Annotated in this window: 20 protein-coding genes; 5 read left to right on the forward strand and 15 right to left on the reverse strand. The window is 46.5% G+C overall.

Annotation, left to right across the window (positions count from 1 at the left end):
- Positions 1-4: 4 nt before the first annotated feature.
- From MHH57_RS18515 to MHH57_RS18525, 3 genes are read right to left on the reverse strand one after another with little or no spacing between them, the layout of a single operon-like run.
- Entirely contained in the window at positions 5-745 is a 741-nt protein-coding gene (locus MHH57_RS18515; RefSeq protein WP_340886205.1) for an NAD-dependent protein deacylase, read from the reverse strand.
- The gene (locus MHH57_RS18520; protein ID WP_342425135.1) at positions 742-1,512 is read right to left on the reverse strand and encodes an HAD family hydrolase; all 771 of its coding nucleotides are present in this window, start codon (positions 1,510-1,512) and stop codon (positions 742-744) included. Before MHH57_RS18520 ends, MHH57_RS18515 begins: the two co-directional genes overlap by 4 nt.
- A gap of 14 nt (positions 1,513-1,526) precedes the next feature.
- The gene (locus MHH57_RS18525; RefSeq protein ID WP_342425136.1) at positions 1,527-2,333 is read right to left on the reverse strand and encodes an alpha/beta fold hydrolase; all 807 of its coding nucleotides are present in this window, start codon (positions 2,331-2,333) and stop codon (positions 1,527-1,529) included.
- A gap of 313 nt (positions 2,334-2,646) precedes the next feature.
- Here MHH57_RS18525 and MHH57_RS18530 point away from each other — a divergent pair, with 313 nt between their 5' ends.
- The 3 genes from MHH57_RS18530 (at position 2,647) to ilvD (ending at position 6,139) form a co-directional block, all read left to right on the forward strand.
- Positions 2,647-3,681, forward strand: coding sequence for an acyltransferase family protein (locus MHH57_RS18530; RefSeq protein ID WP_069012476.1), 1,035 nt, complete (start codon positions 2,647-2,649; stop codon positions 3,679-3,681).
- Positions 3,682-3,857: 176 nt separating this feature from the next.
- Positions 3,858-4,106, forward strand: a complete 249-nt coding sequence (locus MHH57_RS18535; protein WP_023989894.1) for a general stress protein — start codon at positions 3,858-3,860, stop codon at positions 4,104-4,106.
- A 344-nt stretch (positions 4,107-4,450) separates the two neighbouring features.
- Positions 4,451-6,139 (forward strand): dihydroxy-acid dehydratase, encoded by a 1,689-nt coding sequence (gene ilvD / locus MHH57_RS18540; RefSeq protein WP_039272868.1) that lies wholly within the window; start codon positions 4,451-4,453, stop codon positions 6,137-6,139.
- A 99-nt stretch (positions 6,140-6,238) separates the two neighbouring features.
- On the opposite strand, the gene MHH57_RS18545 is transcribed toward ilvD, so the two are convergent.
- A complete protein-coding gene (locus tag MHH57_RS18545; protein WP_069012475.1) occupies positions 6,239-7,624 on the reverse strand; it encodes a polysaccharide deacetylase family protein in 1,386 nt (461 codons plus the stop codon).
- A gap of 179 nt (positions 7,625-7,803) precedes the next feature.
- Here MHH57_RS18545 and MHH57_RS18550 point away from each other — a divergent pair, with 179 nt between their 5' ends.
- Positions 7,804-8,958, forward strand: a complete 1,155-nt coding sequence (locus MHH57_RS18550; RefSeq protein ID WP_209949778.1) for an AI-2E family transporter — start codon at positions 7,804-7,806, stop codon at positions 8,956-8,958.
- Here the strand turns inward: MHH57_RS18550 and MHH57_RS18555 are convergent.
- The 10 genes from MHH57_RS18555 to alaS all read right to left on the reverse strand — a co-directional run bounded on the left by MHH57_RS18555 (position 8,946) and on the right by alaS (position 20,820).
- Complete coding sequence (locus tag MHH57_RS18555; protein ID WP_209949777.1) at positions 8,946-10,721, reverse strand: penicillin-binding protein 2; 1,776 nt, start codon at positions 10,719-10,721, stop codon at positions 8,946-8,948. The genes MHH57_RS18550 and MHH57_RS18555 overlap by 13 nt on opposite strands.
- Before the next feature lie 126 nt (positions 10,722-10,847).
- Complete coding sequence (locus tag MHH57_RS18560) at positions 10,848-13,094, reverse strand: methyl-accepting chemotaxis protein (RefSeq protein WP_209949776.1); 2,247 nt, start codon at positions 13,092-13,094, stop codon at positions 10,848-10,850.
- Positions 13,095-13,317: 223 nt separating this feature from the next.
- Positions 13,318-14,649, reverse strand: coding sequence for a U32 family peptidase (locus tag MHH57_RS18565; RefSeq protein WP_069012471.1), 1,332 nt, complete (start codon positions 14,647-14,649; stop codon positions 13,318-13,320).
- Positions 14,650-14,681: 32 nt separating this feature from the next.
- Positions 14,682-15,611, reverse strand: a complete 930-nt coding sequence (locus MHH57_RS18570) for a peptidase U32 family protein (protein ID WP_069012470.1) — start codon at positions 15,609-15,611, stop codon at positions 14,682-14,684.
- Positions 15,612-15,622: 11 nt separating this feature from the next.
- The gene (gene mltG, locus MHH57_RS18575; RefSeq protein ID WP_069012469.1) at positions 15,623-16,651 is read right to left on the reverse strand and encodes an endolytic transglycosylase MltG; all 1,029 of its coding nucleotides are present in this window, start codon (positions 16,649-16,651) and stop codon (positions 15,623-15,625) included.
- Between the two features lie 94 nt (positions 16,652-16,745).
- Complete coding sequence (locus MHH57_RS18580; RefSeq protein ID WP_013311522.1) at positions 16,746-17,051, reverse strand: DUF1292 domain-containing protein; 306 nt, start codon at positions 17,049-17,051, stop codon at positions 16,746-16,748.
- Entirely contained in the window at positions 17,048-17,350 is a 303-nt protein-coding gene (locus MHH57_RS18585) for a DUF1292 domain-containing protein (protein WP_013311523.1), read from the reverse strand. Before MHH57_RS18585 ends, MHH57_RS18580 begins: the two co-directional genes overlap by 4 nt.
- Positions 17,351-17,363: 13 nt before the next feature.
- Positions 17,364-17,780 (reverse strand): Holliday junction resolvase RuvX, encoded by a 417-nt coding sequence (gene ruvX, locus MHH57_RS18590; RefSeq protein WP_029515724.1) that lies wholly within the window; start codon positions 17,778-17,780, stop codon positions 17,364-17,366.
- A 9-nt stretch (positions 17,781-17,789) separates the two neighbouring features.
- A complete protein-coding gene (locus tag MHH57_RS18595) occupies positions 17,790-18,050 on the reverse strand; it encodes an IreB family regulatory phosphoprotein (RefSeq protein WP_007431624.1) in 261 nt (86 codons plus the stop codon).
- Between the two features lie 136 nt (positions 18,051-18,186).
- Positions 18,187-20,820 (reverse strand): alanine--tRNA ligase, encoded by a 2,634-nt coding sequence (gene alaS / locus MHH57_RS18600; protein WP_029515725.1) that lies wholly within the window; start codon positions 20,818-20,820, stop codon positions 18,187-18,189.
- Between the two features lie 87 nt (positions 20,821-20,907).
- Here alaS and MHH57_RS18605 point away from each other — a divergent pair, with 87 nt between their 5' ends.
- Positions 20,908-21,090, forward strand: a complete 183-nt coding sequence (locus MHH57_RS18605; RefSeq protein WP_142657862.1) for a hypothetical protein — start codon at positions 20,908-20,910, stop codon at positions 21,088-21,090.
- A gap of 81 nt (positions 21,091-21,171) precedes the next feature.
- Here the strand turns inward: MHH57_RS18605 and MHH57_RS18610 are convergent, their stop codons facing one another.
- On the reverse strand, positions 21,172-22,239 hold the full coding sequence (locus MHH57_RS18610) for an AI-2E family transporter (RefSeq protein WP_029515726.1): 1,068 nt from the start codon (positions 22,237-22,239) through the stop codon (positions 21,172-21,174).
- Positions 22,240-22,360 lie beyond the last annotated feature (121 nt).

Below are 22,360 nucleotides of genomic sequence, written 5' to 3' on the forward strand. Positions count from 1 at the left end.
ACGATTACAAACCTAATTGATGAGCAAGTTTTTCCATAACTTTACCGATTGGATCAGTGATTAAAAGATCCGCCTTATGATCATACGAGGTCGGATCTGTATTCAACAGCACCGTATGTTTACCACGAAAATAAGTAATCAAGCCCGCAGCGGGATGTACTGTCAGCGACGTTCCTCCAATTAACAGCAGATCAGCCTGCGAAATAGCCTGAACGGATTGAATAATGGTATCCTGATTCAGCTCCTCCTCATATAAAACGACATCCGGTTTGATAATTCCTCCATCTATCGGACATTTGGGTACAACCTCAGAGCTGTTCATCACTTCATCTAGACTGTAAAAGCGTCCACATTCCATACAGTGGTTGCGATGCACCGAGCCATGAAGTTCTAGTACATTCACACTACCTGCAGCCTGATGTAAACCGTCAATATTTTGGGTCACAACCGCTTTTAGACGGCCTTGTTTTTCCAATGACGCGAGGAAATGATGACAACCGTTCGGCTCCGCATCGGGATGCAGCATTTTGCTGCGATAGAAGTCGAAGAACACCTCAGGATGCTTCACAAAAAATGAACGGCTCAGCATAACCTCAGGGGAATAAGGCAATTTCTCCTCACTTTGATACAGGCCTGCTGCCGAACGAAAATCCGGAATACCGCTTTCCGTAGATGTGCCTGCTCCGCCGAAAAAAACAACATTCTGCGATTGCTGTATCCATTCCGCCAACGTATTAACATTCATACCCTACGCACCTCCAGTTCTTCATATCCACGAACAACCTTATCCGCATCCAGTAAATGACCAGAACGTTCTGCTTCTGGCGCAAATCCAATAGCGAGCCGCACTCCGGCACGCTTGCCCATCTGCATATCCCCATTGCTGTCTCCGATGACTACCACGTCCGCCGGCGACAGTCCTAGTAACGCGCAGGCTTTTTCAGCCATTTCCGGGTCAGGCTTACCGTATGTAACCCTATCATGTCCGATAATCTCGTCAAAATAAGATGTCAGCCCCATCCACTCCAAATGCTCCTGTGCAGCCTCGGTACTGTCAGAGGTCACAACTGCCAGCTTCAGCCCGGCATGGCGGCTTTGCTCCAGCAATGTCCGCAATCCTGGAAACACCTTCGCTGCCCGATGTCGCCGAATATCAGCCATCGCCGTTTTATTAAAGTCGCGGACAAGCCGCACAGCCTCATTCCACGGTACACCAGCAGTATAAAGCTGCCAAGCCAGTACCCCTGTACTTTCGTCCACCGTCCCCATGGCCAGCGGGCCAGAAGGATCGTAACCGATCACACGCCCCTCCTGATCGTGAACAGTACCTAGAACGGTACCTTTTTCCACCGTAAAACCGGCACCCGCCACGGCAAGATGCTGCTCCATCATATCCAGTATAGAACGAGCCCAGGGGCCCCACAACTGAATAAAATCCAGCAGCGTGCCATCTTTATCGAATAAGATGCCACGGCATGGGTATCGCTTCCCCTGCACGATCAGCTCAGACATGCATTACACCTCCTTTACGGGTTCTTAGAAGCTGAATCCACACTCTCTTTCATCCAATCCTGTAAAGCCGTTACCGTCTGGTTCCATTGCTCGACGGCGCTAATTTTCGCAGGATTATCCCCTTTCTGGGCACCGTAACTGCCAAATTGGGCATGGTTCCCCCCTTCGACTGTAAAATACAGCGTGTTGGCAGGTAAATAAGTTCTACCACTTTGGACATTTTCCATCTGGACGACTCCATCATCACTTCCCAGTAGAGAAATAACAGGCAGATTTTTATCCTTTAAATTTCCTTTGTTATCCGGGTAGGAGGCAAGGAAAAATACACCTTTGACCTGATCAGGATGCGCAGCTGCATATCGGGCCGCCATCACTCCACCTAACGAATGACCTCCAATAACAAACGCTTCTTTCGGATATGCCTTTAGCACTTCATTCGCTAGATCCGGGGAGATCAATGCAAGGTTGAGTGGCATTTTTGCAATAATCACATGATGACCCTTTTCCGCCAGACGGCGTGCCAAAGGCGCATAGCTTTCGGGCTTCACCAACGCCCCTGGATACAAAATGACTCCAGCTCCGCTTCTTTTTACAGGCTCAAAACCAACCCAATGTTCTTGTTCATTTACTTTCACAGCATCCGCTACTTCGGCTAATGCAGCCGCCGCCGTCTCGTCAGGCTGATAAGGCGTAAATACCTTCCATGCTCCCCACCCTGCTATCAGTGCAATAATAATCAGGATGCCTAAGAGAACTTTCCATATTCTCCGAGGACCACGTGTCCCATATGAATTGTATGATCTTCTTGTTCTTCTTCTCATTGTAAAAGTTCCTTTCGCCTTTCGTACCTCGTAATTCGTAATTTGAATATAAAATGTGCCGCTGTATTCTCAGCGTAACTATAGCCTTGTTAGGGTAACATCGTTGCACACACAGGGTCAAATCAGCATACATTTCCAAGTATTAGCCCGTCTTTGTCCGGTGTTCAAGCTTTCGCCACACAATAAGGTTATGATAACGCTTACTATTGTGAATAAAATCACAATGATAAAGTCCAGAGTATCGTACCTTGTTCCTTGTAAAGAATTATTTTTTAAATAGTTTATTCGGCAGAAGCCGCTCGGAGGGAAACACATGACGACAAGCCATGATGTACAAGGGGAAAGCTTCTTTCTCAATTTGCGATTTCTGTTGATCATATGCGTATTTGCAGGAAATGCTCTGGAGCCTCTAGTCGGTTCATTTCATATTGCTCAACAATGGTTCAGCTGGATATTCATGTTTCATATGCCGTTGTTTGTACTCGTTACAGGCTACTTTGCCCAAACATCTTTGACCGGATCTGCAGGCCGAAAAGTTCTGCTTCAGATTGGTATGCAATATCTTATTTTTCAATCGCTCTATTCGATCTTGGATGTTGCACTCTTCCACGTTCCCCATATCCATCATTCGTTCTTTGCTCCTTATTTGCTACTCTGGTTCCTTGCCAGCCATATCTGTTGGAGACTGCTAATGCTGTCTTTTCAGAAAATACCACCTGTCCTCCAATTGGGTATATCCGTGCTGCTCGGTATCCTCGTCGGGTATCTCCCTGTGGATGGTATATGGCTGAGCGTATGCAGAACCTTTGTTTATTTGCCTTACTTTGTAGCAGGTTATCATTTGAATTATGCGGACGTTCGGCGGTTCTTCACAGCTCCTGTCCGCATAATCGCTGGCTTTATATCTCTTCTGCTTATGGTACTGGCGGGAACGTCGTATTTCGACATCCCGGCAGGCTGGCTGTATGGCAATATGACTTACGGTGAATTGGGCCATACCGAATGGTACGCAGGAATTTACCGCATCGGCATTTATGGAGTTCAATGGATAGCATCCATGGCGTTCCTAAGCTTTGTTCCAGCTGTCACAGGACGTATAACCGAGATGGGAAGACGGACACTATATGTCTTTTTACTGCATGGCTTGATCGTCCGTACCGTCGTTGCGAAGGGAGTCTACGAATATATAGATACTCCAGTGGAAGTCATGTTGATTGTGGTGTGTGCTGCTGGTCTGTGCTGTATGTTGACCATGCCTTGGGTTCGAACTGCAACACGACCTCTGATTGAGCCACAGGTAGAGTGGATGCTAAGGCCAGCTCCTTATCCCTTTAGACGGTCCGCGTAATTTTTTTATCCATTTTTTATTTAACATTGAACACGCCACAACCCACTTACAGACCAACATGTGAGCAAGTCTACCCCCTCTTTACTCCACTTGGAGCCTGTTTCATACAGGCGTGACGTGGTAAGTAAAGGATGCGCGCAACAAAAAACAACTTTTTTATTAAGGAGTGATTTGTAATGGCACGTAATCAAAATCAGGGGAAAATGAGTCGCGAAGAGGCAGGTCGTATGGGTGGAGAAGCTACTTCCAAGAAGCACAATAAGGAATTTTATCAGGAGATTGGTAAAAAAGGCGGGGAAGCAACTGCAAACTCTCACGATAAAGAATTTTATCAGGAAATCGGCAAAAAGGGCGGCGATGCTACAGCTGAGTCGCACGACAAAAATTTCTACAGAGACATCGGTCGTAAAGGTGGCAGAAATTAAGGTGTAATGTCCTCTTCCGCTCTCCTTTAACATATAAACAAGCTGAGCCCATCTGCTTTATTGCGGTATGGGCTCTTTCATATTTTCCCTGATACACAAACCTATCAGTATAGATATTTCTAATAGATTCAAATTAAAACCTCTTCTAAATGCAATATATAGACAAATAAAACTGCTCATGTCTATATATTGTTGATTACAGAACACTTCTTGTATTTTTTCAATATCTTCATATATGTAGAAAAAAGCTCACATCTATGATAGACTCTTTAGAAAACATCTGCGCTATCACGGCGTCCATTGAACGCCATACTATTTTTATACTTTGGGGGGAAACCAGCATCATGACAGCTAAGACGAAAATGCGTTCCGATATGATTAAAAAAGGCTTTGATCGCGCTCCTCACCGCAGCTTGCTGCGCGCAGCGGGTGTCAAGGAAGAAGATTTTGACAAACCGTTTATTGCGGTATGTAACTCGTATATTGATATCGTACCAGGCCACGTCCATTTACAGGAGTTTGGCAAAATTGTCAAGCAAGCCATTCGTGACGCAGGCGGTGTACCTTTTGAGTTTAACACCATCGGTGTAGACGACGGCATTGCCATGGGCCACATCGGTATGCGTTATTCTCTGCCCAGTCGCGAAATTATAGCTGACTCTCTGGAAACTGTCGTGTCCGCTCACTGGTTTGACGGCATGGTTTGTATTCCTAACTGTGATAAAATTACCCCTGGCATGATGATGGGCGCATTGCGCGTTAACATTCCAACTATTTTCGTCAGCGGCGGTCCTATGAAAGCTGGTAAAGACAAGAACGGACGCTCTATTTCCCTGACCTCCGTCTTCGAAGGCGTAGGTGCATATCAGGCTGGTAAAATCGACGATCAAAGCTTGCTTGAATTAGAACAATATGGCTGTCCGACATGTGGCTCCTGTTCAGGGATGTTCACAGCGAATTCCATGAACTGTCTCGCAGAAGCAATGGGTCTGGCTATGCCGGGTAACGGCACCATTCTCGCAGTAGCAGAAGAACGTAAAGAATTCGTTAAACAATCTGCACGCCAATTGATGGAATTGATTAAGCTGGATCTTAAACCACGTGATATCGTGACTAAAGAAGCTATTGATAATGCATTTGCATTGGATATGGCAATGGGCGGTTCCACAAATACAGTATTGCATACATTGGCACTTGCCCATGAAGCAGAAGTTGACTACCCTATCGAACGTATTAATGAAGTCGCAAACCGCGTACCTCATTTGTCCAAATTGGCACCTGCTTCCGACTATCATATTGAGGACGTTCATAATGCAGGCGGCGTAAGCGCAGTACTGAATGAATTGTTGAAGAAACCAGGCGCACTGCATGGAGACTGTATTACTGTAACCGGAAAAACCATTCGTGAAAACGTAGAGGGTCAGGAAATTCTGGATACTAACGTCATCCACAAACTGGACAACCCTTATTCCGAACGTGGCGGTCTGGCTGTATTATTCGGTAATCTGGCACCGCAAGGCTCCATCATTAAAGTCGGTGCAGTTGATCCTTCGGTTGGTGGTTATCACAAAGGTCCTGCTATCTGCTTTGATTCACAGGAAGATGCACTGGCAGGTATCGCCAACGGTAAAATTAATGAAGGACACGTTGTTGTTATTCGTTATGAAGGTCCAAAGGGCGGACCTGGTATGCCTGAAATGCTCGCTCCAACTTCACAAATCGTGGGCATGGGGCTTGGTGCCAAGGTGGGTCTGATTACAGACGGGCGTTTCTCAGGTGCTTCCCGTGGTATCTCCATCGGTCATATTTCCCCCGAAGCTGCAGAAGGCGGACCTATCGCTTTTGTTGAGGACGGCGATATCATCGAGCTGGACTTGAACAATCGTAAGATTGAGCTCCAGATTACGGACGAAGAATTCGAACGTCGTCGCGCCAACTGGAAAGGCTTTGAGCCGAAGGTGAAAACGGGTTACCTGGCGCGTTATTCCAAGCTGGTGACGAACGCAAGTAACGGCGGAATTATGAAAATCTAAATGCTTTGCTAAGATAGGACTACTTTATGAACGGCTAAAAAGCCTCTCGATCCCTAACAAAGGATCGAGAGGCTTTTTTATTAGGTCATCAGGGTTAGCCTATTCAGTCAGCTCGCTGTTGAGTGCATGGACATCATCTCTCTGAGCTGTTTGCTCAAGAGCTTCGTTTGAGCGGTGTGAGTCTCCCTGATGAAAACGTTCAAACAAGGTATCCAGTGGCATCACAATTATTTTCGGTACCATTACATCTTTTTTTTCATTCAATTTCTCTAAGCCCGAAGGATGGATAACACGAAATAACAGCTTAAGATATACAGTGGACACATGCTTAAACAATCCTTTGGGAAGCTCTCGAACTTGAAATCCCAACTTCTCTGGTCCCCGATGAATCATACTTACTGCATAGATCGCCTTTACACCCTTCATTTCAGAATCATGTACAATGCGTTGGGTCAGATCAGGAAGTTGTTTTTTTACAATCCGAATTAATTGAATAGCTAGATGTACCATCGACTTTGCCGTCGAACCCAATTGGAACAACTTTTTATTATCAAAATGAAGTTCGATTACCGGGTCCCCTTTTTTTAGCCACCTGCTGTTCTCCATATTTACATTTGGCCCATGATAGATACGGCGACGATAATAAAAGATCGTATCCTCCTGACTTACGGGACGAAGACGAAACAAAACATGAAATAGACGCTCATACTGAAGCCATCCAAATACCAGCGTTCTTTTATACCAACCCGTACTGGACATCTCGGAGGCAGTAGGTTGATTGACAGACTGACGGCAAAACAATGTATCCACCCGCACGCTGCGTAATTGTCGTTCTTGGGCGACCCTCAGTAGCTTCTCCAGTGCGATTAGCATATTCTGTGGCGCTTCCGCGTCTGCCCCCAATGTCGTACCACAGTCATGGAGCAGCATCACCTCGCCACCCCTTAGCTTTTTAAGCATTCTCTCTGCCAATTGTTTAGCTCCAATGCTTGCCTTCCAGTCCCCGAACATGGAAGACCATAATACGATTCGACGACCATTGGTGTTGGAAATATCAAAGAAGTTCACTATCCCCCAAGGTGGGCGATAAAAGGTCGTTCCCTCGCCAGTTACTCGACGAATGACTGACTCTGTCTGGGCAATTTGTCTTCTAACAGTAACAGGCCGCATAAGCCAATTCGATTTGTGCACATAATTATGAATACCAATTAGATGACCTTCATCATGCATGCGTTTCAGAAGCTCAGGGTGTTTTTCTGCATTTATCCCAACAACAAAAAAAGTAGCTTTGGCATCAAAACACTTCAGTAAATCAAGCAGCTGCGATGTATACACTGGATCAGGGCCATCATCAAAGGTGAGCGCATATTCTTGTTCACTTTTGCCGCGCCTGAACACCCGGAAACCAAATATACGACTAACCAGCGCCGGAATAAAAGCATAAAAAGTTGAAATGTAAAACATCCATAACAGCAAAGTCTGCACGTTTTATCCCCACTTTTCTATTCTGAACTCCCCAAGCAGGCTTCCTGAGGAAAACTCACTTACTTATATGTTATCACAATGACGTAAACATGCCGAGATTTCGCTACTTCATATGGTCAGCATTGAGGTCCAATTTAGTGTACAATAAATAAAAATCTAAAAGGAGTCGTTGTATCCATATGCTTCCATTGTACAAAAAATATTGGCGTACCGTTTTTGATATCGGTTTGATCGTATTAACCGTGTATTTAATTATGTTCGTATCCAGCAAACTGTATCAACTTGCCGCACCTGTGTTCCTTTCGTTCGTCGTGTTCTGGTGCATTGAACCTGCTGCCCGTTATTTTCATCGAAAAGGAATGAAAAAAACTTTTGCCTCCGCACTCTCCGTATTGCTGTTTATTATCCTTTTACTTGCTATTTTTTTCGGATTGGGTCTGATTCTGGTTACGCAATTTACGAAAGTCGCGCAAAACCTCCCACAGTATACTCAGATTATCCAAGCGGAATTCACGCGGTATCTTCATCTTTCTCAAGATAAAATCGCTGCTTTACCTCCGGGTGTTACCGAACGTGTGAATGAATATTTTGCGACTGCCACCACCATTGCTACGAAATGGGCACAGCTAGGCTTATCCTTTTTCATACAGTTCCTCAGTTCTTTCACTGTTTTTATGGGCAACTTTGCCATTGCAATCATTTTAGCGTTCTTTTTAAGTATGGAAATTAATCTTTGGAAGAGCATTGCCCGTAGTAAAACACCCAAGACACTAAAAACTGCTTATCTTTTTCTGAAAAACCACGTACTTAAAGCTATCTCCGCTTTTCTCAAGGCTCAAGCTCTACTGGTAGGGATTACCTTTGTTCTCGTATTTATAGGTTTACTCATTTTGCAAGTGGATAATGCCCTCTCATTGGCGCTCGTGGCAGCTTTGTTTGATATCCTGCCCCTGTTGGGTGTACCTGTTATTTTTATTCCGTGGGCCGTGTATCTGTTCATCACAGGCAATACCGGCCTGGCAGTAGGCCTGCTTATTGTCATGGCTGTCACGGTTATCGTTCGTCAGCTGGCAGAGCCTAAAATCACTGGTAATTCCATCGGTGTTTCATCTGCCTATCTGATGCTTTCCTTTGCCATTATATCGTTGTCCATCTTTGGACTGGCCGGATTAATCCTATCCCCCATTCTGATCATTTTGCTCAAGGAATTGTGGCAGCAAGGCTATCTGCAGCAATGGATTCGGTTTCCGACAGAGGAATTTGACGAGCCTCCGTTTATCGTTAAAATACAGGAGGAGGATCGTGAAGCTACTCGTGGTACTCAGGAGGATTGAGCTAACAGATCCATCACTTGACCAAACAATGCTGTAGCTTGATTTGCAGAATGTGTTGAAGCATTTTGCACAAGGACGGCGACCGCATAACGAGGCCGCTCTATCGGACCATACCCTATAAACCACTGGTGATTGATGGGGTGACCGTTCTTCAAAGCTTGGGCCGTACCTGATTTGCCGGCCAGATTCCATGATTTATTACGCAACGAGGCACCAGTCCCCTGTGTCACAACCTTTTCCATTGCTTCACGAAGCGTGCGAGCCGTCGATGTATGAATCAAGCGGCTACCCTCAGGTGAAGGTGCAGCGTGAGTAGGTAGTTCCAGTAAGGTGCTACCATCTGCATAACTGATGCGTTTGACGACGCGTGGTGCATGTACTTGACCATCATGCAGCAAGGTGACGATGAGATTGGCAGCTTGGAGAGGCGTCACCAGCACATCACGTTGGCCGATAGCTGTCTGTACACGTACGCCCGGATCAGACGCGTTCGTATGGGGGCCGAATACGGCTCCCTTTTCTTCGTGATCCAGCGGTCTGAATTGAGGTAGTCCTGCAAGATTCCGCTCCTGCCAGCCCACAGTTCGGCCCAATCCCAGTGCAGAGGCTGTGGCCTGAATTTGCTCAGGATTAAGCCGTTCGCCGAGATGAGCGAACACACTATTACAGGATACGGCAAGCCCTTCCTCCAGGTTCAGGGTACCGTGTCCTTCTTTTTTCCAGCAAGCCAAACCGTACTTGCCATAAGTTCCATGACAATGGAATTGTTCCTGCGGTTGGACAACACCTGATTCAAGTGCAGCAGCAGCCGTAACCAACTTAAAAATGGAACCAGGCGTTATCGCCTTAAGTGCACGATTAGACCAGTCTGTTTTTTTCTGGGGATCAACATGACCGGGATTATAAAAAGGGCGAGACACCATCGCCAGTACATCCGCGTTGCCTGCATCGAGCACTACCACCGCCCCTTCTGCCAAATGACTAGATTCCGTCAGCTTTTCAATCTGTTCCTGTATAGGTAGATCAATTGTAGTCTGTACCTGTAATGGATAGTGACCATTGGATGGAGCACTGACACGCAGCGGTACATGAGCCAATGGACGACGCTGCGCATCTACAAATCGGGAGACGAACGTTTCACCGACGCCGCTCAGTAGCGGCTCCAGCGTTCTTTCCAGCCCGGCTGCCCCCATCGGCAGTTCACTCGCTCGGTCGGCACGTTCATACAAAAAGCCAAGCCATTGCCTGCCATTGGGGAAATCCCTGTAACGTTTCGCATAAGGTACAAGCTCAATAAGCGAAGGGGCTAACTTCAGCAGCTTGCCTGCTTCATGCGGATTGATTTGTACGGGCTCTCCGCGCCCATCTCGCCATATGAGCGGGGATTGCAGCCCTTTCCATCGTGTCAGTAGTTGCTTCTTATTCGTACGCAGTAGCTCGGCCAGTTCTTCGCCATGTAAAGCCGCTTTGCCATCTACATCGGGAAAAAGTACTGGCGTCCATACTACTCCGCCAGTCAAGGGTCGCCCATGCCGGTCCGTAAACTGTCCACGTCCAGAGTCGATAGAAATGCCCTCCTGTCGCTGACGTGCTGACATTTCCTTAAGCGAATGCCCCCCATAAACGGACATATGAATGCCCGCTGTCCCCTGAAGCCAAGCCAGTCGGAATAATAAAATCAGCAGTAGCGCCATCACCCCCAAGGCCATATATGCAATTCGACGTTTTCGTATGAAACTGCTACCACGCCTCGGCACACCCATCCTTCTTTCATCTTTTTTCCAGTAGTATGTCCTGTAGTTGAAAAAGAAAACCCACTCAACTTTTAACGTTGAATGGGTTAACCACGGAGATCAGTGACAATCCTGATTCCCATGGTTTAGTTATATCTACACCGTAAACCGCGAAAGCTGTTCCTTCAAGTTCACTGATACTCCTTCCAGTTTATCCGACAAACCTACCAGTTGATTACCAATATTGGCCTGTTCAGTGCTGAGTGAAGCGACTTCCTGTGAAGTGGCCGAGGATTGCTCAGCTACTGCACTTACATTGGTCATTGCCTCGGACAATGTGGTCTGTGATTCACTCAGATGATGAATGGAGGCGGTGACCGTTCCCAACCGAAGCGCGAACTCTCCCATTTGCTGCTGCACCGATTGGAAAATGTCCGTTGTTTCCTGCACGGCTCCCATTTGCTCCCGGAACAGCGGGTACACCTCAGATAATGCCTGTACCGTTTCATTCATCTCATTGACGATGTTATTAGTAATACCCGTAGCTGTGCGAATAGCTTGACGTGATTGTTCAGCCAACTGCCGAACCTCATTAGCTACCACCATAAAACCACGCCCAGCCGTCCCCGCTCGTGCTGCTTCAATCGTCGCATTCAGTGATAGAATATTCGTTTGTTTAGCAATATCCTGTAATACGTCCAGCACCTTAAAGACATCGGAAGTTGTCTTCTTCAGTTCATCTACTTTGCCTACCAGAGCATGCGTAGTTTCTTCCGTAACCTTAGTCTTGCTCAATAGAGTTTTCAGTTGAACTGTCCCTTGTTCACTGGATTGTTCAACTTCTTGTGCGACCAGACTCATTTCATGATTGGAAGCCATAACCGTATCCATTTGCTGAGATATATTCCCGGTTAGTCCGCTGCCACGTTCGGCCTCTGTTGCCAAACTGGCGGCGCCATGAGCAATTTCTTCCGTTGCTGCTGCTATTTCTTTGGCTGAAATGGCTGTCTTCTTCGAGGCATCGCCTAGTTCCGTCGCTGTTTTCAGAACCTCCTGAGCTGAGGCATTCGTCTGCTCTACCAGCAATGTAATTTGCTCCATCATGATATCAAAGCTTTCTGACAACTGCCCAATTTCATCCTGAGCCTTATAGTTCGTTCGAATTTGCAAGTTGCCTTTGGCGCCTTCGACCATTAAATCCTTCAGGTGTGTCAATGGACGAGCCACGAGACGCACGATCCATAGGCCAATGAACAATGCAATGAGTGCAGCCACTGCAGCAAATATCCAGGTCGTGGTTAGAATCCCCTTAGCGTCTCTCACCAGCTCAGATACAGGTACTACACCCACGAGAATCCATTTGGAAGTTCCCAGCGTATTATGAACCGCAAGCACATTTTGCTCTTTGCCGTCTGCTTCCTGCTCCATAATTTGATTTCCTTCGATCCCCTCAAGCTTGGAAACGTAATCCAGCTTTGTCTTTCCTCCAGCCAAGCTCTCATTGTTAGAGCCTACAAACTCCCCCTTGTCTGTCACAAGGCTAATCATACTGCCTGAGCCCAAATTAACACCTTTCAACTCGTCCTCCACCGCACTGGACTTTAAATCCATAACCAGAACGTAAGTCCCTCCCAACCCAGACATACTGTTCATGGAGCGTGCTAGGCGAAAGGTCTTGCTGCCATTGTCATTCACCTGTGTAGGTAACCAAACAATTCCCTTGTTTTTCAAAATATCCTTAAACCATGCTTCCTGCCGTACATCTTTTTGTGTTCCAGTGCCCATAGCAGCAAACTTGGTTTCTTCCGGGTACAAATACAATGAATCAATCGCTTTATTCGTAAAAGCAATATTCGTTAATTTCTTGTTTACTTCGCCCATAGCAACAAAAGATGCAAAGGGATTTTTATCTTGCTTTACAGCCTTTTGCAACTGATCACTTAATTCAGTATCAAAAAATACCTGTGTCGATGTGTCTTGAAAGCGCTCTAGAATAATGTCAAGCTTTTCTGAAGTTTGCTGAACGGTCTGCTGATAAGCCGTTGCTGCATTTTGCTCAATCGTACTTTTAGCCTTGTAGTATGAGAGCATCCCCAAGCTGACCACAAATAACATAATTGCCGCAAAAAAGATCAGAAACAACTTCATTCCAACCGAACGTATCGGATTATAGTTTTTGACCAAATGCATGAAATCTTTACTGTACCTTTCTGGCTTAAGTAAACGCTTTAAATTGTGTGTACCCTTACGAATCGCCTTAGCTAACCAGGGCGCAACCTTCGAAGACATCGCAACCGTTTGTTCCCCTTTATTCGTTGCTTTACTGCCTTTCAAACCCTGCATTTGATCCGTTTTCTTGGGTTGCCTTTTTACTGTATTCCCCTCTTTTTTCCGTAAACCCATTCCTCTCACCTACCACCATATAATTAGTTTCTAATTCCACGTCATCCATTATGTATCTATTATCTATATAACTTCTATCGGAACTATTCGACAAGGAATGTAGCTTTCCTTTGAGCATCGACTAAATTTTGTGAAACTTTTTTCCTAGAAAACTATTCAAAAAAAGGCCTCTCCAACCGATAGGAGAGGCTTTTGATTCTTTCACCTGTGACTTAAGGCTTATTTATTTCTTTTTACGCATCATATCAAAATACGATACGGGCTGATCTACCTTCATTCTAATTCGTTGAAGCGGGTGACGAGCAGCATCCAACTCGTTGCCTTCCTCATCCCAGATCGTTCCGACCGTTTGTTTGAAGAATGTTCCGTTCGGACCGAAAAATTCAATTTCATGACCGGGTTTAAAATGGTTCCGTTGTTGAATAGTTGCGATCCCACTCGCGGCATCGTAGTCCATGACTAGTCCAGCAAAATCATAAGGGACTGCCTTTTCTTCCGGCTCATAAATATGATCCTCATGATCCGGTGTATCGTAGAAAAACCCTGTATTCAGCGGACGATTAGCTGCCTTGTTAATTTCTTCAATCCATTCTGGTTTGAGCACATAATTTTCAGGATCAGCCATATAGGAATCAATCGCTTGACGATAGACATTCACGACCGTTGCCACATAGTGGATAGACTTCATCCGTCCCTCTACTTTAAAACTGTCTACACCTACATCAATCAGATCAGGGACATTTTCAATCATACATAGATCCTTGGAACCCATAGAAAAAGCATTATCACTCTCTTCAAACAATGGAAGCTGGTTAACACCGAGCTGGAACTGTTTCAGTGCATTGCTAACCTGTGCCTCTTCTTCAGATATCCAAACCTCACCTGGGCGGGCATCCTCAAACAGATCGTATTTCCAGCGGCAAGACTGACAACATCCCCCACGATTGGAATCACGGTCTGTAAAGTGATTGGACAACACGCAGCGGCCGGAAAATGAAGAGCACATCGCACCATGGACAAAAGCCTCGATTTCGATGTCCACATGCTTTTTAATTTCTTCGATTTCCTCCAGACTGGTCTCACGTCCAAGTACCACACGCGGTAACCCCTCGTTTTTCCAAAACTTTACCGCTTGCCAGTTCAGCGTGGACTGCTGTGTGCTCAAATGCACTTCCAATCCAGGAACAGCGCGCAATGCCACGGATACAATAGCCGGATCAGCGACGATAACGGCATGAATTCCCGCCTCGTACAGATTGCGCAAGTACTCCTCAATTCCGGCAATATCTTCATTGTGGGCATAGATATTGGTGGCCACAAGCACTTTAGCACCATACTTGTTCGCAAATTCTACACCTTCGCGCATTTCCTCAAAACTGAAATTATCGGCGTTAGAACGCAGACCATATTTTTGTCCACCAATATATACAGCATCCGCGCCATAGTGAACGGCAAACTTCAGTTTTTCCAGATTTCCGGCAGGAGCCAACAGCTCCGGCTTGTCCAAACGATTCCGTTTACCTATATATTTTCTCGCTTTGGTTATCGTCCCCATGACGTTCCCCCCTCTGTAAATTCATTTTAAAATTAATAAACCTGCTCTTTATAGAAAAATCCGAAGGAAAGTTCCCGTTCAGGATCTTGAAGACGGCGAACTTCATCCAGCCAGCTTTCATCATAAGCGTAAGCATCTGGGTCGGCTGTATAACTATCTATTGCTTTACGATAAGCACGAACAACCGCCTCATTGTAAGCCGTAGGCTTCAATAAGCCCTCGATCTTAAAGCTATGCACGCCCGCCTCCATTAGAATATGCAGGTCCTCCATGATGCAAAAATCATCTGAACTCATAATATGTGTCCCATTTATATCCTCGTAAATAGGGAACTTCTCTTCTTTCCGCTCTGCTTCAATCAGAAACAAGCCGCGTCCTCTACCCAAATCCCCTTCTACATTACGTCCCTGGTGCAGCATATAACTTTGAACAAGCTTACGCTTGGAGTGATAAATATTAGTCATGCCATGTACCTGAACCTGTGCTTCTATGTTCAACTTTGGTATCATTTCGGTAATTTCATCCATACTCAGCTCACGAGCCAAAATGACCCGGGAAGCCCCCTTTTCACCCCAATAGTTGGCGGTTGCGAAGTTGGTAGAGATCATCTCACCGTTCCAGAACAGCTTCAGATGCGGGGCATACTCCTTCACGGCCATAAGCACTGCGGGATCATTAAACTCAATGGCGTCTATGCCGCATCCAGCTAGGGTCTGCACATATTCGGGAATGAGCGGCAATAGCTCGTTCGTCATCAAATTCGTCATAGATACATATACCTGCGCCGCATGCTTGCGTGCTTCTTCTACCACTTCACGGATTTGGTCCGGTGTAAAATGTCCCGGCAGTCGCATTCCAAAGCGGTCATCTCCAATAAGTAATGCAGTAGCTCCAGCCCCCAGCATATGGCGGGCATCCTCCGGAGAGCTGGAAGTTGCCAGTAGTTCGGGTTTGTAAGCCATAGGCTCACCTCCTAATTTGTCTTACGGTTACTTACCTGAATGTTATGCAAATGTTCTTTATACGTTTTGGCAAACAAATGTTCATGTGTCCCGTCTTTTTTGGTCACATAAAATAAATAATCTGTAGCTTTCGGCTGTAAAGCCGCTATCACTGAGTTCAGACTGGGACTTGCAATCGGCCCTGGTGGAAGTCCCAGATGCAAATACGTATTATAAGGGCTTTCCACAGCCAAATCCTTGTAATACAGCCGTTCTTTTTGCTTGTCCAGCATATATTGAACCGTAGCATCAATTTCCAGCTTCTTACCCTGTTTGAGCCGGTTATAAATGACGCCAGCTACTACAGACCGCTCATCTTCCACAACCACCTCGCGCTCTACCAAAGAAGCAACCGTCAGCAGTTGATGCAGCGTTTCACCCCGCTGTTTCAGCTTGGCATCCAGATCGGAAACAGTCTCCAACCGCTTTTGTGTCTGTTCTAGCATCACCTGTATCATATCTTTGGCCGTGCTGCCCTTTTTCAGCTCATAGGTTTCCGGGAAAAGGTAGCCCTCCAGCGCATAGCGAAGCCCCGCCTGCTTTGGAATGTCCCGCACCAGCGCGACGTCAAAAGCGGACGGATCGTTGGCCAGCTGCAAAAATTGCTGCCGGTCTGCCAGTCCTTCCTTTTGCAGCTTATCAGCCATCTGTCTAATCGTAAAACCTTCCGGGATTGTAAAACGAATCATTTCCTCTTTGACAACATCTCCAGCCGATAACTTAGTAATCAACTGATCAAAGGTTGCGCCAGGCTGCGCCTCATATTTTCCGGCCTGAAATGCGCTTCCTTGCTGTTTGAATTTTACATAAGCCTTAAACACGAGCGCATTACGTATAAGTCCCTTTTGCTCCAGCGTATCTGCGATTGCCGATGTTCCTGTTCCCTGCACCACCGTAAAAGCAACGGGTTGTGTTTGGGGCTGAACAGGCTGCATGGCATTCCAAATATAGAGGGCTACCCCTCCTGCTATAATGATAAGCAGTAGCAACAACGTAAACATCCTCGTCCTTCGCTTCACATCCACCCAACTCCTTCACAGCCAAAAAGGGCGGACTGGTCCGCCCTTTCAGGTTTGATCTCATCGCTATCCAGACTTACAGTTCTTCCGGCAACGTACATTCATCGTACAGTTCGGAAATATCTTCCCACTCATCATCATCTTCAATGGTGGTGATAGAGATTTCGCCGTCTGTGGATGAGCTTACATGGTAAAGTTCATGTTCGCCAACAGCAGCCCCGGGTCTACGCAATACGGCGTACCGTTGCTCCCCTACCTTGAACTCTGCTTCCAATTCCATGCGAATCGCATGGCCCTGTTCATCCTGCAACTCTACATCGCCGTCGAACGTTTCCTTCAAATCAGAGGTCCAACTCAGGTCTTCACGTGAATAGCTCGTCATTTCCCGTCTTCCTCTTCCTCTTCTTCTACGAATGTATTAAAGGTCTCTTCGACGATTTCCCATTCGGCATCGTCTTGGATCACAAACAATTTAATATCATCGCCTTCTTCCTCGTAACGGAAGGCGTACACATCGGACTCATCAGCTTCAGGGTCCACTGGCGCAACCATCATGTACTTCGCTTCGGAACCATCTACCTCAAACTTCATAATGACCTCGAACTCTTCCTCGTTGCCCTCGTCATCGGCAATATAAATAATTTCCGGCTCTTCTTCCATACCCACTTGATTTTCAGCCATTACGAAATCCCCCTCACCTTGTACTGTGTGCGTCCAAATAGTTTTGCAAGATCAGGCTTGCGGCCAGTTTATCTACCACCTGCTTGCGTTTTTTTCGGCTGACGTCGGCCTCCAGAAGCGTACGCTCCGCCGAACGCGTCGTCAGCCGTTCATCCCAAAGGTGAACGGGTAAACCCAGTAACTCCTTGAGTCGGTTCGCAAACTCGATGCAAATCTCACCGCGTGGACCCACGGTTCCGTTCATGTTTTTCGGCAAGCCAACAACAACCTCGCCGACCTCATTTTCACGAACCAAATTTGCAATTTTACCGAACTCGCTGTCGTCACCGCGTCGTTCTATGACTTCCAATCCTTGGGCGGTCCAGCCGAAGGCATCACTTACGGCGACCCCAATTCGGCGATCCCCGTAATCCAATCCCATTACTTTCATGCCTGTCTCCTAACGATGCTTAGCAAGATAGAAACGAACCAACTCTTCAATCAACTCATCGCGTTCTTTTTTACGTACCAGGCTTCTAGCATTATTATGCCGTGGCACATAAGCCGGATCACCGGATAGCAAATAGCCGACGATTTGATTGATCGGATTGTATTCTTTTTCTACCAACGCATCATATACGGTCAACAAAATCTCCTGAGCAGAAGCTTCCTTTTCATCTGCCTTGACATTAAATTTGACCGTTTTGTCCATGGAATCCATTGTTGACACCTCGCTTCCACAAAACATGTGTACATGTTTATGCCAGCTTATTCTTTTACATCATACCATAAGCAAAGCCCTACAAGGAAATATCTAAGCCCGTTTTTTCCCAAAAATCTGCAAAAAATATCGAACTTTATCCTTGTGAGGCTGCCGCCACCAGTTCATGCGCACGTTGAAGTGCTTCATCCAGCTTGCTGGCATCCTTACCACCGGCTTGCGCCATGTCAGGTCGTCCGCCACCGCCGCCACCGCATACGGCAGCAATTTCTTTCACGAGCTTGCCTGCATGAAGTCCGGCCTTGGTATGCTCTGCCGGAACTGCTACGACAAAATTAACTTTATCGTCCATTGCAGCGCCGAGCACCAGCACAGCAGCCGGAAGTTTCCCTTTCAGTTCATCAGCAATCGCACGCAACGCGTCCATGCTGGAAGCCTGCACGCGCGCAGCCAGCAGTTGCACCCCGCCTGCTTGCACGACCTGATCGGTCAGCTGGCCTGCCTCAATAACGCTCAGCTTGCTTTGCAGCGATTCATTTTCACGACTAAGGTCTTTAATTTGTTGCTGCAATGATTCGATACGCTTTGGTACCTCAGACAGCTTGGATTTTACAAGTCCAGCCGATACCTTCAACAGCTCTAATTGACCTTCCATATATTCAAAACCAAAACGTCCGGTCACCGCTTCAATACGACGTACACCTGATCCAATGCCGCTCTCGCTGACAAGCTTGAACAAGCCAATTTGCGAAGTATTGCTGACATGACAGCCACCGCATAGTTCAATGCTGTAATCGCCTACTTTAACGACCCGCACGATATCTCCATATTTTTCACCGAACAGCGCCATTGCTCCGAGAGCCTTGGCTTCATCAATCGGTTTCAGTTCAATATTAACGTCCAGTTGGCTCCAGATGGCACGGTTTACACGCAGTTCAATATCCGCCAGTTCTTCTGGTGTAATGCTTCCAAAATGGGAGAAATCAAAACGCAGACGCCCAGGCTCTACCAAAGAACCCGCCTGATTGACATGGTCACCCAGCACTTCTTTAAGCGCTTTGTGAAGCAAATGCGTAGCCGTATGGTTTTTCTCAATTTCTCCACGTGAAGCTTGATCAACTTCAGCTTTCACCGTATCGCCAACGTTCAGCTCACCAGCTTCTACAACAACCTGATGCACATGCTGACCTTGTGGCGCCTTAAACAATCCTTCGACCTTCGCGGTTACCGTACCTCCACGCAGCAAGCCTTGGTCACTGACTTGTCCTCCGCTTTCGGCATAGAAAGGAGTCACATCCAGCACGACCTGGCAAGACTGCCCTTCACTAACAGTGTCCACCAGTACATCTTCATATACAATCGCCACAATTTTAGACTCAGTTACGAGGTCATTATATCCAACAAATTCACTTTTAACCGCCAGATCGGACAAAGCTCCGCCCTGAATCTTCATGCTGGCGCTGTCCTGATGTGCATCACGGGCGCGTTTGCGTTGTTCCTGCATCGCTTCATCAAAGCCTTCACGGTCTACTTTCAAGCCCTGCTCGTCTGCATAATCCTCTGTGAGATCGAATGGGAACCCGTACGTATCATACAGTTTGAAGGCATCTGCTCCACTAATGACATTGCGACCTTCTGCCTTCGCCTGAGCACTGATATCGGACAAAATTGCCAATCCATCTGTCAGTGTTTCATGGAAGCGTTCCTCTTCCGTTTTGATCACTTTGATGATGAAATCACGCTTGTCCACTACCTCAGGGTAATACACACCCATGACATCCCCAACGGTTTCCACCAGCTCAAACATAAATGGACGGTTCATGCCCAGCATTTTGCCATAGCGCACAGCCCGGCGCAGCAAACGGCGGATCACGTAACCGCGTCCTTCATTAGAAGGCAGCACACCGTCACCAATTGCAAAAGCTACGGTACGAACATGGTCAGCAATAACCTTAAGAGCCACATCACTGTCCACATTTTCGTTATATTTCACTCCTGCCATCGCCGCTGTTTTTTGAATTAGTGGCTGGAAGATATCCGTATCAAAGTTGGAATCCACATTTTGCAGAATGGATGCAAAACGCTCCAATCCAGCCCCTGTATCAATATTTTTGTTTGGAAGCGGCGTATAGCTACCGTCTTTGTTATGGTTGAATTGTGAGAAAACGAGGTTCCACACTTCCAGATAACGCTCATTTTCTCCCCCCGGATACATTTCAGGGTCCGTCATGTCGCTACCGTAGGCTTCGCCACGATCATAAAAGATTTCCGTACAAGGTCCGCAAGGACCTTCACCGATATCCCAAAAGTTATCTTCCAGTTTGATGATACGTTCGGCAGGAAGTCCAACTTTTTCGTTCCACAGCTTGTACGCTTCCTCATCCTCAGGATACACAGTTACAGCCAGACGTTCCGGATCAAAACCAATCCATTTTGGATCCGTCAGAAACTCCCATGCCCATGTAATGACTTCTTCCTTAAAATAGTCGCCAATAGAAAAGTTGCCGAGCATTTCGAAAAAGGTGTGATGGCGGCGCGTTTTACCGACATTCTCAATATCGTTCGTCCGAATACATTTTTGCGAATTGGCGATACGTGGATTTTCTGGCTTCACACGTCCGTCAAAATAAGGCTTAAGCGGTGCCATACCCGCATTAATCCACAGCAGGGAAGGATCTTTATGTGGAACAAGCGGCGCGCTTGGTTCAATCACATGTCCCTTGCTTTCAAAAAACTCCAGCCATTTGGAGCGGATTTCACTAGCCTTCATATAAGTAGCCTCCTAATTATGGTGTCACTGGTTCCTGGCACAGGCCATAAAAAAACAGAAAAACGCCCCTGAACGGATCAGGGACGATTGTATCGCGGTACCACCCTGGTTAACGCCGTCCCCTCTGTACGAAATGCCCATGCGCAAGCTGCACACCAACATTTGCTTAACGGACGATCGATCGCCTTGTTTTCACTGGTAACGGGAGCATCCCGGCGGGTTCAGCCCGCACTTCGAAATGAGCTTTCCCTACTGGATAAACACATTTAAACATACTCAATTCAGTATATCCGTGTCATTTAGCCGTGTCAACGCGATATCAGACAAGATACATACGGTGTAAGGACAAAATCAGATCGTTTTCCGCTTCACGTAATAAGCAAAAAAATGTTGAAGTCCTACCTTTAATACCGCCATCACGGGAACCGCTAAAATCAAGCCGGTAATTCCCGCAATTTCACCACCCACTAGCAGAGCGAAAATAATGGCTATCGGATGCAGATGCAGCGTTCGTCCTACCACCTGGGGAGAAATGACATTGCTTTCCAACACTTGAATACAAGTGTTAACGACCACGACCAAAAGCACCATTTTGAAGGAGATTGTAGAAGCCATGATTACTGCCGGAGCGGCTCCCAAAAAGGGGCCCAAATATGGAACGATGTTAAAAACCGCAACCACTCCTGCCAGCAACAGCGCATAAGGCATGCCAATCAGCATATATCCGAGATAAGCCAGCACGCCAATAATGACGCATACCAGTAATTGTCCCCTGACATAGTTGCCAAGCGCCTGATCAATTTCCTTAAGTACCGTTACAATCGCCTTACGACGAGAACGCGGGAGGTAAGACACAATCGTCCGCTCGAACACATCAAAATCTTTCAAAATATAAAAAATGAGGAACGGTACAATGAATACATTGAACAGCATGTTGATCATCCCGCCGATGTTATCCATAAAGGTAGAAATTCCGGTTGCCATCCGATTCTCTAGTTGGAAAAACCATTGATTCATACCCGTTCGCACCCCTTGGGGCAAAATGCCGCTATCCATATTCGTCATTAATCCCTGTGCATGCATGGTCAGCTCAGGCAGATGCTCATTCAGCTCATCCAGTTGTTCAATAAACATCGGAATCAGGTTCATCAGAATCACAACGAGACTGGCCAAAAATACAGCATAGATGAGCAGCACAGCTACGCTTCGAGGCACCTTGCGACCGCCCAGCATATTGACAACAGGATTAAGTACATAGGAGATGATCATCGCTACCGCAAACGGAGCAATGATTGTTTTCAGAAATTCATACAAATGAAAAAACAAAGGTCGCAGCAGCCAGATAAAATATAGAATGACAAGTCCCAGCAGCGTCCATATTCCGTACCGGAACAGTCTACTTTTCGTTAATTGCTCCATTTCGTGCCCCCTTACCGGACTAGCCTTCTTTAAGTATATGCCTGTACCTCTACTTTAATCCTTCCCGCGAGTCTGGAATGCTCCATCGATTACCATTGTAAAAAAATGATGAAAACGGATG

Source organism: Paenibacillus sp. FSL H7-0442, assembly GCF_038593105.1.
GTDB lineage: Bacteria > Bacillota > Bacilli > Paenibacillales > Paenibacillaceae > Paenibacillus > Paenibacillus polymyxa_D.